Origin of the sequence: Streptomyces purpurogeneiscleroticus, assembly GCF_020024005.1 — a bacterium.
GTDB lineage: Bacteria > Actinomycetota > Actinomycetes > Streptomycetales > Streptomycetaceae > Streptomyces > Streptomyces purpurogeneiscleroticus.
Genome location: NZ_NHSG01000395.1, coordinates 1 through 12750 on the forward strand (window position 1 = coordinate 1; position 12750 = coordinate 12750).

13 protein-coding genes are annotated in these 12750 nt (G+C 72.4%); 4 read left to right on the top strand and 9 right to left on the bottom strand.

All coding sequences use genetic code 11. From position 1 onward, the window contains the following. Positions 1-116 precede the first annotated feature (116 nt). A complete protein-coding gene (locus CCS38_RS29005) occupies positions 117-743 on the bottom strand; it encodes an ATP-binding protein (protein WP_223736306.1) in 627 nt (208 codons plus the stop codon). Between the two features lie 172 nt (positions 744-915). Here CCS38_RS29005 and CCS38_RS29010 point away from each other — a divergent pair, with 172 nt between their 5' ends. Continuing rightward, positions 916-1326, top strand: a complete 411-nt coding sequence (locus CCS38_RS29010) for a hypothetical protein (RefSeq protein ID WP_223736307.1) — start codon at positions 916-918, stop codon at positions 1324-1326. 76 nt (positions 1327-1402) lie between these two features. Here CCS38_RS29010 and CCS38_RS29015 read toward each other — a convergent pair whose 3' ends face one another. Genes CCS38_RS29015 through deoC form a run of 3 tightly spaced genes read right to left on the bottom strand, consistent with a single transcriptional unit; the run spans position 1403 to position 4693 of the window. After that, positions 1403-2269: an aldehyde dehydrogenase family protein gene (locus CCS38_RS29015; RefSeq protein WP_223736308.1), complete on the bottom strand. Its 867-nt coding sequence runs from the start codon at positions 2267-2269 to the stop codon at positions 1403-1405. Further along, entirely contained in the window at positions 2262-3692 is a 1431-nt protein-coding gene (locus CCS38_RS29020; RefSeq protein WP_223736309.1) for an aldehyde dehydrogenase family protein, read from the bottom strand. The genes CCS38_RS29015 and CCS38_RS29020 overlap by 8 nt, the downstream gene beginning before the upstream one ends. Positions 3693-3697: 5 nt before the next feature. Beyond that, the gene (gene deoC, locus CCS38_RS29025) at positions 3698-4693 is read right to left on the bottom strand and encodes a deoxyribose-phosphate aldolase (RefSeq protein WP_223736310.1); all 996 of its coding nucleotides are present in this window, start codon (positions 4691-4693) and stop codon (positions 3698-3700) included. A 118-nt stretch (positions 4694-4811) separates the two neighbouring features. On the opposite strand from deoC, the gene CCS38_RS29030 reads away from it, so the two are divergent. After that, positions 4812-5429, top strand: a complete 618-nt coding sequence (locus CCS38_RS29030; protein ID WP_223736311.1) for a PH domain-containing protein — start codon at positions 4812-4814, stop codon at positions 5427-5429. 240 nt (positions 5430-5669) lie between these two features. Here CCS38_RS29030 and CCS38_RS29035 read toward each other — a convergent pair whose 3' ends face one another. The 3 genes from CCS38_RS29035 to CCS38_RS29045 all read right to left on the bottom strand — a co-directional run bounded on the left by CCS38_RS29035 (position 5670) and on the right by CCS38_RS29045 (position 8976). Then, the gene (locus tag CCS38_RS29035; protein WP_223736312.1) at positions 5670-7343 is read right to left on the bottom strand and encodes a phospho-sugar mutase; all 1674 of its coding nucleotides are present in this window, start codon (positions 7341-7343) and stop codon (positions 5670-5672) included. Between the two features lie 268 nt (positions 7344-7611). Then, positions 7612-8433 carry a purine-nucleoside phosphorylase gene (locus tag CCS38_RS29040; protein ID WP_223736313.1) on the bottom strand — a complete coding sequence of 274 codons (822 nt, stop codon included), beginning with the start codon at positions 8431-8433 and terminating at the stop codon, positions 7612-7614. Positions 8434-8538: 105 nt separating this feature from the next. Next, positions 8539-8976, bottom strand: a complete 438-nt coding sequence (locus CCS38_RS29045; RefSeq protein WP_030254019.1) for a gamma-glutamylcyclotransferase family protein — start codon at positions 8974-8976, stop codon at positions 8539-8541. A gap of 228 nt (positions 8977-9204) precedes the next feature. On the opposite strand from CCS38_RS29045, the gene CCS38_RS29050 reads away from it, so the two are divergent. Then, positions 9205-10641, top strand: coding sequence for an NAD(P)H-quinone dehydrogenase (locus CCS38_RS29050; RefSeq protein ID WP_223736314.1), 1437 nt, complete (start codon positions 9205-9207; stop codon positions 10639-10641). A gap of 134 nt (positions 10642-10775) precedes the next feature. Beyond that, a complete protein-coding gene (locus tag CCS38_RS29055) occupies positions 10776-11759 on the top strand; it encodes a DeoR/GlpR family DNA-binding transcription regulator (RefSeq protein WP_223736315.1) in 984 nt (327 codons plus the stop codon). 124 nt (positions 11760-11883) lie between these two features. Here CCS38_RS29055 and CCS38_RS29060 read toward each other — a convergent pair whose 3' ends face one another. Both CCS38_RS29060 and CCS38_RS29065 read right to left on the bottom strand, forming a co-directional pair. Then, entirely contained in the window at positions 11884-12474 is a 591-nt protein-coding gene (locus CCS38_RS29060; protein WP_372457164.1) for a TetR/AcrR family transcriptional regulator, read from the bottom strand. A 152-nt stretch (positions 12475-12626) separates the two neighbouring features. Further along, on the bottom strand, positions 12627-12750 hold a 124-nt coding region (locus tag CCS38_RS29065; RefSeq protein WP_223731363.1), incomplete at its 5' end, for an acyl-CoA carboxylase biotin carboxyl carrier protein subunit.

The following is a 12750-nucleotide window of genomic DNA, read 5'->3' on the forward strand; positions in this document are numbered from 1 at the left end:
CGGGGGACCGCAGGGGGACACGGGGGAAGAAAGAGCGGGAACCGGCAGCCGGGGGGTCTGCCGATTCCCGCTCTTTCATGCTGTCCGCCGCACGGTCCCGCCGTATGCCGCGCGCTTCATGCCGTCCGCGCGCCGGCGCCGTCCGCAGCGGCTATCCGGGCCAGCGCCTCGGGCTTCGCGCAGGCGTACGCGCCCAGGGCCGTCTGCCGCGCCACCACCGACCGCTCGGCGCGCAGCAGCCGCAGCCCCCGGCGCACCAGATACCCCGCGGGCTTCCGGGCTTCGCGCAGGTCCCGCAGCAGCCGCCGCCGGAAGGTCGTGGTGGCCCTGCCGCGCAGGCACAGCGCGTCGGCCAGTACGCCCGACGCGCGGCAGGCCGCGACGATCTCCGCGGCGAAGATGCCCTCGGCGATGAAGAGCGGCGCCCCCGCCAGCTCCAGCTTGCCCTCGCCGACCCGGGAGCTGCTGGCGAGGTCGTACTCGGGAACGGCCGTGCGGCCCGTACGGCACAGCTCCTCGACGGCCACGAGCGCGGCGGCCGCGTCCCATGAGAGCGGCGAGTCCCAGTCGGTGCCGCCGTCGTCCGGGAGCTGCGGCAGGGAGGCGTCCGTGCCCTCCTTGTAGAAGTCGTCCAGGCGCAGCACGGGCAGGCCGGTGCGGGCGGCGAGGGAGGACTTTCCGGAGCCGGAGGGGCCGGTCAGCAGGATGACGCGGGCGGACGGTGCGCCGAGGAGAAAGCTCACGGGCACTCATTGTCCCGCATTCGCCCGTGTGAGCTACCCCGGCCGCACAAGGTGGAATGTGGACACATCCGTCAACTACTCTGCGCATCCGACCCATTACGTACGATCAGGACACCGGCGGCGGTGCGGCGGTCGGCATCGCCGCCGCCACGCGATTCACAGGCAGGTGCTCATGGCCTCTCACGCACGTCCTCCCCACCAGACCCGCACCGCGCGCGGGCTGCTGCTGCGCGCCGGGCTGGCGGTGTCCGTGGCGGGCGCCGCACTCGCCGTCGGCGCCCCGGCCGCCACCGCCGCCGACGGGAAGTCCGACCCGGCGAGCCTGGAGGACATCCGGGCGGCCACGAACTCCACGGTCGGCGCCCTGGAGCAGGCCACCTCCAGCGGCCTGGGCACGGTCAAGAACCTCCGCCTGAACCCCCTCGCGGGCACCGGCAGCGACCCGCTGAACAACGCCGTCGGCACCCAGATCGCCGACTTCAAGCCGATCAGCACGGCGGTGCTGACCGCCCCGCTGGCCAACGGCGCGTCGCTGGGCCAGCTGCCCGTCGTGGGCCAGCTGACGCAGGTCCTGCCGGGATAGACCGGGCGTGTACGGGAAGGGCGCCCGCGGCCGTCCGTACGGCCGTGGGCGCCCTCCTGTGCGCCGTGCGGCGTCCTCAGACGCCCATCGGGTGCCAGACCGTCTTGGTCTCCAGGAAGGCCAGCATGCGGCCGGTCCCGGGATCGGCGGCCCAGTCCACAGCCTGTGGACGGATTACCCGCTTGAGGTTGTCCGCGGCCGCCGTCTCCAGCGCGGTCGCCTCCGCCGCGTCACCGGACACGCCCGCGAGGTCGATCGCGTTGACGTCCTGGTGCGCGGCCAGCGGCCCGGCGATCTCCGCCGTACGGCCCGACAGTACGTTCACCACGCCGCCCGGCAGGTCGGAGGTGGCCAGCACCTCGCCCAGCGACAGCGCGGGGAGCGGCGCCTTCTCGGCGGCCACCACCACGACGGTATTACCGGTGACGATCGCCGGCGCGATCACCGACACCAGCCCCAGGAACGAGGACTCCCGCGGCGCGAGGACGGCCACCACACCGGTCGGCTCCGGGGTGGAGAGGTTGAAGTACGGGCCCGCGACCGGGTTCGCGCCGCCCGCGACCTGGGCGATCTTGTCGGACCAGCCCGCGTACCAGACCCAGCGGTCGATCGCCGCGTCCACCTGCGCCGCTGCCTTGGACTTCGACAGCCCCTCGGCATCCGCGACCTCCGCGATGAACTGGTCGCGGCGGCCCTCCAGCATCTCGGCGATGCGGTACAGGATCTGCCCGCGGTTGTACGCGGTGGCGCCCGACCAGCCGCCGAACGCCTTGCGGGCGGCGACCACCGCGTCGCGCGCGTCCTTGCGGGAGGACAGCGGGGCGTTGGCCAGCCAGTTCCCCTTGGAGTCCGTCACCTCGTACACCCGCCCGCTCTCGGACCGGGGGAACTTGCCCCCGACGTACAGCTTGTAGGTCTTGAAGACGCTCAGACGATCAGACATTGAGGTACGCCTCCAGACCGTGCCGACCGCCCTCGCGGCCGAAGCCCGACTCCTTGTAGCCGCCGAACGGCGAGGCCGGGTCGAACTTGTTGAACGTGTTGGACCAGACCACGCCCGCGCGCAGCTTGCCCGCCATCCAGAGGCTGCGGGAGCCCTTCTCGGTCCAGATGCCCGCCGACAGGCCGTACGGCGTGTTGTTCGCCTTGGCCACGGCCTCCTCGGGCGTGCGGAAGGTCAGCACGGACAGCACCGGGCCGAAGATCTCCTCGCGGGCGATGCGGTGCGCCTGTGTGACGCCGGTGAACAGGGTCGGCGCGAACCAGTAGCCCTCGCCGGGCAGTTCACAGGCCGGCGCCCAGCGCTCGGCGCCCTCGGCCTCGCCCGCGGCGGCCAGCTCCTTGATGCGGCCGAGCTGCTCGGCGGAGTTGATCGCGCCGATGTCGGTGTTCTTGTCCAGCGGGTCACCCACACGCAGCGTCTGCATCCGGCGCTTGAGCGCGTCCAGCACCTCGTCCTGGACGGACTCCTGGACCAGCAGCCGGGAGCCCGCGCAGCAGACGTGGCCCTGGTTGAAGAAGATGCCGTTGACGATGCCCTCGACGGCCTGGTCGAGCGGCGCGTCGTCGAAGACGATGTTCGCGGCCTTGCCGCCCAGCTCCAGGGTGAGCTTCTTGTCCGTCCCCGCGACAGTGCGGGCGATGGCCTTGCCGACCTCGGTGGAGCCGGTGAAGGCGACCTTGTTGACGTCCGGGTGGGCGACCAGCTCGGCGCCGGTGGAGCCGTCGCCGGTCAGGATGTTGACGACGCCCTTGGGCAGCCCGGCCTGGCGGCAGATGTCCGCGAAGAAGAGCGCGGAGAGCGGCGTGGTCTCGGCGGGCTTCAGTACGACCGTGTTACCGCAGGCCAGCGCCGGGGCGATCTTCCACGCGAGCATCAGCAGGGGGAAGTTCCAGGGGATGACCTGGCCGGCGACGCCCAGCGGCTTCGGATCGGGGCCGAGGCCCGCGTGGCCGAGCTTGTCGGCCCAGCCCGCGTAGTAGAAGAAGTGCGCGGCGACCAGCGGCAGGTCCGCGTCGCGGGACTCCTTGATCGGCTTGCCGTTGTCCAGCGACTCCAGCACCGCCAGCTCCCTGGAGCGCTCCTGGAGGAGCCGCGCGATCCGGAAGAGGTACTTGGCGCGCTCGGCACCGGGCAGCGCCGACCACTTCTCGAACGCCTTGCGCGCGGCCTTCACGGCGCGCTCGACGTCGGCGGCCCCGGCCTGCGCGACCTCGGAGAGGACCTCCTCGTTCGCGGGCGAGACGGTCTTGAAGACCTTGCCGTCGGCCGCCTCGGCGAACTCGCCGTCGATGAACAGGCCGTACGACGGAGCGATGTCGACGACCGCGCGCGACTCCGGCGCGGGTGCGTACTCAAAAGTCATGGCGATCAGTCCACCGTCACGTAGTCGGGGCCGGAGTAGCGGCCGGTACCGAGCTTCTGGCGCTGCATCAGCAGGTCGTTGAGGAGGCTGGAGGCGCCGAAGCGGAACCAGTCTGCGGTCAGCCACTCCTCGCCCAGCGTCTCGTTGACCATGACCAGGTACTTGATCGCGTCCTTGGACGTGCGGATGCCGCCGGCCGGCTTCACGCCGACCTGCACCCCGAGCTGGGCGTGGAAGTCGCGTACGGCCTCCAGCATCAGCAGGGTGACCGGGGGAGTGGCGTTGACGCCGACCTTGCCGGTGGAGGTCTTGATGAAGTCGGCGCCCGCGAGCATCGCGAGCCAGGAGACGCGGCGGACGTTGTCGTACGTCTGGAGTTCGCCGGTCTCGAAGATGACCTTGAGGTGCGCCGCGCTGCCGTCCTCGCGTACGCATGCCTCCTTCACGGCCCTGATCTCCTCGAAGACCTCCAGGTACCGGCCGGAGAGGAACGCGCCCCGGTCGATCACCATGTCGATCTCGTCGGCGCCGGCCGCGACCGCGTCCCGGGTGTCGGCGAGCTTCACCGGCAGCGCGGCGCGGCCCGCGGGGAACGCGGTGGCCACGGAGGCGACATGGATGCCGGAGGCGCCGAGCGCGTCCTTGGCGGTCGCCACCATGTCCGGATACACGCAGATCGCGGCGACCTTGGGGACGGTGCGGTCCGTGGGGTCGGGGCTGACGCCCTTGGCGCACAGCGCCCGGACCTTGCCCGGGGTGTCCGCTCCTTCGAGCGTCGTCAGGTCGATCATCGAGATGGCGAGGTCGATGGCGTACGCCTTCGCCGTGTTCTTGATCGAGCGGGTGCCGAGCGCGGCGGCGCGGGCGTTCAGCCCGACCTCGTCGACGCCCGGGAGGCCGTGGAGGAAGCGGCGCAGCGCCCGGTCGTCGGCGGTCACGTCCGCCATCGTCGCCAGACGCCCCGCGGCCTCTTTGCCGTATGCGGGAACTGTGGTGGGCATGGTCACGAGGGGAGCATATCTACGCGCGTAGTGACAGGACACCCCCGCCGTCCGGCGGTTGTGCATCGATGCCGGACCGCAACGTCCGAATGCCGGACTCTCGGGCACAATCGCCCCTATGACGAGCCCGGACAACTCCTCCAGTACGCCCGCGCAGTCCTACGCGGACCGCAGTTACCGGTCGCCCGCCGCCCTCGTCGGCGGCGTCCTGCTGCTCGCGCTGCTCGCCTGGCTGAGCATTGACGCGCTGGTGCACGGCACCCCGCGCACCCGGCTGCTGGCGGTGGCCGGACTGCTGTTCGCCGTGCCGCTGGTGGCCGCGTTCACGCTGCGGCCCGTGGTCCGCGCGAACGAGGACCGGCTCACCGTACGGAACCCCTTCCGCACGATCGTGCTGCCCTGGGCCGCGGTGGACGATCTGCGCGCGTCCTTCTCGTGCGAGGTGTTCGCGGGCGACAAGAAGTACCAGCTCTGGTCGATCCCGGTCTCGCTGCGGCAGCGCAAGCGGGCGAACCGCGCGTCGGCGCGGGCCGCGCGGGCCGCTGGGCGCGGCGACGAGCCGGTCGAGGTGCGGCGTGCGTCGGCAGATCAGTCGCTGGACGAGCTGCGGGAGTTGCGCGAGCGGAATTCCGGCCGGGAGACGGCCCAGGGGGCCGTCACGGTCCGTTGGATGTACGAGATCATCGCGCCGATCGTGGTCGGCGGGGTCGCGCTGGTGCTGCTCGCCGTGCTGTAGCGAACAGCGGGGGCGGGGGTGGGCGGTGCTTCCTGGAGCCCGGGTGCCGCGTCGTCGTGGCCGGTCGCGCAGTTCCCCGCGCCCCTGAAAGCGCGCGGCTGTCGGGCCACGGTCCGGCAGAACAAGCCCGTCCGGCGCTTGAGGACGAGCCCGCCAGGGCGATCAGGGGGCCAGGGGCGCAGCCCCCGGTTCTGGGAAGGGGCGGGCACGGGGAAAACCCCGGCTCCGCCCCACCGGCGGTCAGAGCCCGGCCGCGGCCGCCAGGTCGTCCTTCACCGCGGATAGCGCCGCCTCCGCGGCGACCCGCGCCTCTGCGAGCCCGTCCCGGGACGCCACCGGGACCACGACCTCCAGGTAGCACTTCAGCTTCGGCTCCGTGCCGCTGGGCCGGACGACGACCCGGCCCGAGGCGACAGACCGCGCGCCCGACAGGGCGTACCGCAGGCCGTCGGTCGGCGGCAGCGTCTCCGTGCCCTGCGACAGGTCCTCGGCCGAGGCCACCGCGAGCCCGCCGAGCGCGGCCGGCGGCTGCTCGCGCAGCCGGCGCATCGCGTCGGCGATGACGGACAGGTCCTCGACACGTACGGAGAGCTGGTCCGTGGCGTGCAGCCCGTGCTCCACGGCCAGGTCGTCCAGCAGATCGGTCAGCGTGCGCCCGTCCCGCTTGAGGACGGCCGCGAGCTCGGTGATCAGCAGCGCGGCCGTGATGCCGTCCTTGTCCCGCACCCCGGCCGGGTCCACCGCGTAGCCCAGCGCCTCCTCGAAGGCGTACCGCAGGCCGTCGACGCGGGCCAGCCACTTGAAGCCGGTCAGCGTCTCGGTGTACGGCAGGCCGGCCGCCGCGGCGATCCGGGAGAGCAGCGAGGAGGAGACGATCGTCGTGGCGAGCGTGCCCTGCGCGCCCGAGCCGACCACATGGGCGGCGAGCAGCGCGCCGACCTCGTCACCGCGCAGCATCCGCCAGCCGGAGGGCGTCTCCGGGGCCGGTACGGCGACGGCGCAGCGGTCCGCGTCCGGGTCGTTGGCGATGACGATGTCCGGGGCCTGAGCGGCCGTACGGGCCGCCTCGAAGGCCAGGTCCATCGCCCCCGGCTCCTCGGGGTTGGGGAACGCGACCGTCGGGAAGTCCGGGTCGGGGTCGGCCTGCTCGGCCACGACCACCGGCGCCGGGAATCCGGCCCGCTCGAACGCGGCCACCAGGACGTCGCGGCCGACGCCGTGCATCGGCGTGTAGACGACGCGGGTGTCCCGCGGCGAGCCGGGGGTCAGGACCGCCTCCGTACGGGCCAGGTACGCCTGCAGGACGTCCTCGCCGAGCACGTCCCAGCCGGTCTCCGGGCGGGCCACGTCGGTGAGCGGGCCGACCGCGGCGATGCGGGCCGCGATCTCGCCGTCGGCGGGCGGCACGATCTGCGAGCCGTCGCCGAGGTAGACCTTGTAGCCGTTGTCGCGGGGCGGGTTGTGGCTGGCGGTGACCTCGACGCCGGCCACGGCGCCCAGGTGCCGGATCGCGAAGGCGAGCACGGGCGTGGGCAGCGGACGGGGCAGCAGCGCGGCCTTCAGGCCGGCGCCCACCATCACCGCGGCGGTGTCCCGGGCGAAGTCGGCGCTCTTGTGGCGCGCGTCGTAGCCGATGACGACCAGGCCGTCACCCTGGCCCTGGTCCTTGAGGTACGCGGCGAGGCCGGCCGCGGCGCGGATGACGACGGTGCGGTTCATCCGCATCGGGCCGGCGCCCAGCTCGCCGCGGAGCCCCGCGGTGCCGAACTGCAGAGTGCCGGCGAACCGGTCCGCCAGCTCGTCGGTGTCCTCGGTCGCGATGAGCTTGGCCAGCTCTTCGCGGGTCTCCGGGTCGGGGTCCTCGGCCAGCCAGACCTTCGCCCGGCCGGCCAGCTCCTCGGGGACGGTTGCCACGGTGATGCTCCTGCCTGTGGGTGCGTGAGAGGTGCCTGTGGGTGCGGTGCGGGTGCGGTACGGGGCCGGGACGTGCGTGCCCTACGGACGGGCCGGCGTGCGCCCTGGTTCCCTTCCCGGGCGCATGCGTGCGGCGCGTGCCCAGGCGTACGGGGCGGCGCGTGCCCCAGGCGTACGGGGACGGCGCGCGCCCGGTGCGTAACCCATACCCCGCGCCCGGCGCGGACGGCGGGAACCGGCCGTACCGGCCGGTCCCGTGCCGAACGTGTCAGATCTTGCCGAGCACCTGGCCGAGCAGGCTGCCCATGCGGGTCGCGGAGTCGCGGCCGGCCTGGAGCACCTCTTCGTGGTTGAGCGGCTCGCCGGTCATGCCCGCGGCGAGGTTGGTCACCAGGGACAGGCCCAGCACCTCGGCGCCCGCCTCACGTGCGGCGATGGCCTCCAGCACGGTGGACATGCCGACCAGGTCGGCGCCCAGCGTGCGGATCATCCGGATCTCGGCGGGGGTCTCGTAGTGCGGCCCGGGGAACTGGGCGTAGACGCCCTCCTCCAGGGTCGGGTCGACCTCCTTGCACAGCGCGCGCAGCCGCGGCGAGTACAGGTCGGTCAGGTCGACGAAGTTCGCGCCGACGATGGGGGAGGTGGCGGTGAGGTTCAGGTGGTCGCTGATGAGAACCGGCTGGCCGGGACGCATGCCCTCGCGCAGGCCGCCGCAGCCGTTGGTGAGCACGACCGTCTTGCAGCCGGCGGCCACGGCGGTACGGACGCCGTGCGAGACCGCCGCCACTCCGCGGCCCTCGTAGTAATGCGTCCGGCCGAGGAAGACCAGTGCGCGCTTGTCGCCGAGGGCGTACGAGCGGATCTTGCCGCCGTGGCCCTCCACGGCCGGGGGCGGGAAGCCCGGCAGCTCGGTGATGAGGAATTCGTGCTCGGGCTCGCCCAGCGCCTCGGCGGCCGGGGCCCAGCCCGAGCCCATGACCAGGGCAACGTCGTGGGTCTCGGCGCCGGTCAGCTCGCGCAGGCGGTCGGCGGCGTCGGCGGCGGCGGTACGGGGGTCGCTCGCCAGGTCCGGGGTAACTGATGCGTTCACGCGGACGAGGGTAGCCGGTAATCGCCTACGCGCGTAGATGTGTCTCGTCACGGACCTTCGGCGGTCGTTTTTGTGTCTTCCTACGAACCGGGCCCCGGCAGCCCCTCAGCAGGGCCGTTTCCGCAGCTCCATCACGTAGTCGTGGGGCGCGCCCGCCGACTCCGCGGCGTCGGCGATCTCACCGAGGTACCGGGCGGAGGGCAGCCCGCCCTCGTACCCGTTCAGGACGTACAGCCAGGCCGCCTCGTCGCCGTCCAGGGTGTGCACCCGCACCCGCATACGGCGGTATATGTCCATCCCGACGCCCTCCCAGCGGTCCATCGACTCCTCGTCCATCGGGGCGATGTCGTACAGCGCGACGAAGACCTGGGAGCGTGGCGCCTCCACGAGCGTGGCGAGCGCGCCCTCCCAGCCCATCTGCTCCCCGCCGAAGGTGAGCCGCCAGCCGTTCAGCCAGCCGGTGCCGCGCAGTGGTGAGTGGGGAGCGCGGCGGGACATCAGCCGCGCGTCGAGGTTGCCGGCGTAGGCGGCGTAGAGCGACATGGGTCAGAGAGTACGGGAGCGCGGGCCGCGTCCCGTGGATCCGCCGGGGCCACGGCGTCCGGCCTGCGGTCTTGAGGCGTGCGGTCCGTACGGCGGCCCCCGCGCTGACCGCGGGAGAAGCGTGCGGGACAATGGAGTACGTACTGCATCTCCCCGGGGGGCGACCCCCGGACCCCCGGCCGGAACCGCGCTGGGTGGGCCGGAAACGAGAGCGCGAGGCGTAATCCCTTGACCCGGATCGTGATCATCGGTGGCGGACCTGGCGGCTACGAAGCGGCGCTGGTGGGCGCCCAGCTCGGCGCGGAGGTGACCGTCGTCGACTGCGACGGCCTCGGTGGCGCCTCGGTGCTCACCGACTGCGTGCCGTCGAAGACGCTGATCGCGACGGCCGAGGTGATGACCACCTTCGACTCGTCGTACGAAGAGCTCGGCATCATCGTCGAGGACGACACCCCGCACATCGACCGCCCCGCGCGCGTCGTCGGCGTGGACCTCGGCAAGGTCAACCGCCGTGTGAAGCGCCTCGCGCTCGCCCAGTCGCACGACATCACCGCTTCCGTCACCCGCGCGGGCGGCCGGGTCGTGCGCGGCCGCGGCCGGCTGGAGCCCGGCCAGGCCACGGACGGCTCCCGCAAGGTCACGGTGACCGCCGCCGACGGTACGGAGGAGACGCTCACCGCCGACGCCGTACTGATCGCGACCGGCGCGCACCCGCGGGAGATCCCCGACGCGCTGCCCGACGGCGAGCGCATCCTGAACTGGACGCAGGTCTACGACCTGGACGAGCTCCCCGAGGAGCTCATCGTGGTCGGCTCCGGCGTCACCGGTGCCGAGTTCGCCGGCGCCTACCAGGCCCTCGGCTCCCGCGTCACCCTCGTCTCCTCCCGCGACCGCGTGCTCCCGGGCGAGGACCCGGACGCCGCCGCCGTCCTGGAGGACGTCTTCCGCCGTCGCGGCATGAACGTGATGTCCCGCTCCCGCGCCGCCTCCGCCAAGCGGGTCGGCGACCGCGTGGAAGTCACTCTTTCGGATGGTCGGACGATCTCCGGCACGCACTGCCTGATGGCCGTCGGCTCGATCCCGAACACCGCCGGCGTCGGCCTGGAGGAGGCCGGGGTCAAGCTCAAGGACTCCGGCCACATCTGGACCGACAAGGTCTCCCGCACCTCGGCCCCCGGCGTGTACGCGGCCGGCGACTGCACCGGCGTCTTCGCGCTCGCCTCCGTCGCGGCCATGCAGGGCCGGATCGCGATGTACCACTTCCTCGGCGACGCGGTGGCCCCGCTGAACCTCAAGACGGTCTCCGCGAACGTCTTCACCGACCCGGAGATCGCCACGGTCGGTTACAGCCAGGCCGACGTCGACAACGGCCGGATCGACGCCCGGGTCGTGAAACTGCCGCTGCTGCGCAACCCGCGCGCGAAGATGCAGGGCATCCGCGACGGCTTCGTCAAGCTCTTCTGCCGCCCCGGCACGGGCATCGTCGTGGGCGGTGTGGTCGTATCACCGCGCGCGAGCGAACTGATTCATCCGATATCGATCGCGGTCGACAACAACCTGACGGTCGAGCAGATTGCCAGCGCCTTCACGGTCTACCCCTCCCTCTCCGGCTCGATAGCCGAGGTCGCACGGCAGTTGCACACGCGGAAGACCGCCGGGGAGTGAGTCCGGGCGTCCGTCGCGAACACATTCGCACGGACGCCCGCCCTATATCACTCGCGGGTACCGCAGACGAACAACTTCCGATAATTGGTGCAACCTGCTGAAAACAGACGGTCGTTGGCGTTACTGTCAGTTTCGTGTTCGCTGCAGAACGTCGCCAATTGATCCTTGAAATGGTGCGAGCGAACGGAGCGGTTTCGCTCCGTGAGCTCGCCCGCGTCGTCCAGACCTCAGAAGTGACCGTACGGCGGGATGTGCGGGCACTGGAGGCAGAAGGACTGCTCGACCGCCGGCACGGCGGTGCGGTGCTGCCGGGTGGCTTCACCCGCGAATCCGGCTTTCCGCAGAAATCCCATCTAGCAACCGCGGAGAAGACGGCCATTGCCGATCTCGCCGCGGGCTTCGTCGAAGAAGGCGAGGCCATTGTCGTCGGCGCGGGGACGACCACACAGGAGCTGGCCCGCCGGCTCGCCCGGGTCCCGGGGCTCACCGTGGTGACCAACTCCCTGCTGGTCGCCCAGGCCCTGGCGCACGCCAACCGCGTCGAGGTCGTCATGACCGGCGGCACGCTCCGGGGCTCCAACTACGCGCTGGTCGGCAGCGGCGCCGAACAGTCCCTCCAGGGGCTGCGCGTCTCCCGCGCCTTCCTGTCGGGCAGTGGCCTGACCGCCGAGCGCGGACTCTCCACCTCCAACATGCTCTCCGCCAGCGTCGACAGAGCGCTGGTGCAGGCAGCCGCGGAGGTGGTCGTCCTCGCCGACCACACCAAGCTCGGCACGGACACCATGTTCCAGACCGTGCCGACCGACGTCATCACCCGCCTGGTGACCGACGAGCCACCCGGCCACGACGACCGTGCCGCGACCGAACTGCAGGCCCTGGCCGACCAGGGTGTACAGATCACCGTCGCCGGCGGGGCCGCGGCCGCTCAGGGCCAGGGAGGCGCGGAGGGCACCCCGGCGGCCGACCGCCGGGGGCCGAGAAGGGAGGTACCACTGCCCGGCCAGCGCCGCAGCCATCCGACGGCGGGGCCCGGCGCCGCGCCACAGCTGCGCACGACCCCACTGACCGCCGACCCACAGGGCGGCCGGGTCGCCGACCTGGCGCCACGCAGGCGCTGAGCACTGGTAACCGCGGGGTCCCAGTCGCTCGGCACGTGCTTCCGTACGCCGCTCACCACCGAGTTCGTACACCGCTCACAGGCGGGTTCGTACGCCGCTCACAGCAGGGTTCGTACGCCGTCGCTCACCGGCCGGCCTTCAGGCCGGTCAGCGTGAGTGTCAGCAGCCGGTCGGCCAGTTCCGGGTCGTCCGGCGACTCCTCGGCGGCCAGCGCGATGCCGTTGGTCAACTGCATCAGGTCGCGGATGTCCACGTCGGGCCGCACGGCACCGGACCGCTGAGCGCGGGTGAGCAGCACGTCACCCGCCTCCCGCATCGGCCGGCTGCACCGCGCCAGCCCGGAGCTCTCGTCGGCCGGCGCCGCCATCAGCGCGCGCGACAGGCCGCGGTAGGTATTGGCGTGCGTGATGATCGCGCGCAGCCACTCCACGAGCGCCGCGCAGGGCTGCGGCGCGTCCCCCAGCTCCCGCGCGCGGGACAGCAGGGCGTCCACCTCCCCCTGGAAGACGGCGCCCATCAGCGCGGTGCGGTTGGGGAAGTGGCGGTAGAGCGTCCCGATGCCGACACCGGCGCGGCGCGCGATGTCCTCCAGCGAGGTGTCCGTGCCGCGCTCGGTGAAGGCCGTACGCGCCTCCGCCAGCAGCCGCTCGTAGTTCCGGCGCGCGTCGGCACGCATGGGGCGTGCGGCCGTGTCCTGCGCCGTGTCGGTCGCCATCGCCGTCCTCCCTGCTGTGATGGGTCCAGGATGCCACTGTCCGTACGACGCGAGTGCCCCCGGTTACGGAAGAGGCTCCCGGCACCTGTGGGGTGCGGGAGCCTCCGGGACCGGTCGGCCGGACCGGCCGACCGTTCAGTCCTTGATGCCGGTCAGTCCTTGATTTCGCAGATGACGGCGCCGGCGGTGAGGGAGGCGCCGACCTCGGCGGTCAGGCCCTTGACGGTGCCGGAGCGGTGCGCGTTCAGCGGCTGCTCCATCTTCATGGCCTCCAGG

Excerpts from the sequence above, each read along its gene's own strand:
- CCS38_RS29010 (WP_223736307.1), top strand. The coding sequence starts at position 916 with ATGGCCTCTCACGCACGTCCTCCCCACCAGACCCGCACCGCGCGCGGG.
- CCS38_RS29015 (WP_223736308.1), bottom strand. The coding sequence starts at position 2,269 with ATGTCTGATCGTCTGAGCGTCTTCAAGACCTACAAGCTGTACGTCGGG.
- CCS38_RS29020 (WP_223736309.1), bottom strand. The coding sequence starts at position 3,692 with ATGACTTTTGAGTACGCACCCGCGCCGGAGTCGCGCGCGGTCGTCGAC.
- deoC (WP_223736310.1), bottom strand. The coding sequence starts at position 4,693 with ATGCCCACCACAGTTCCCGCATACGGCAAAGAGGCCGCGGGGCGTCTG.
- CCS38_RS29030 (WP_223736311.1), top strand. The coding sequence starts at position 4,812 with ATGACGAGCCCGGACAACTCCTCCAGTACGCCCGCGCAGTCCTACGCG.
- CCS38_RS29045 (WP_030254019.1), bottom strand. The coding sequence starts at position 8,976 with ATGTCGCTCTACGCCGCCTACGCCGGCAACCTCGACGCGCGGCTGATG.
- CCS38_RS29060 (WP_372457164.1), bottom strand. The coding sequence starts at position 12,474 with ATGGCGACCGACACGGCGCAGGACACGGCCGCACGCCCCATGCGTGCC.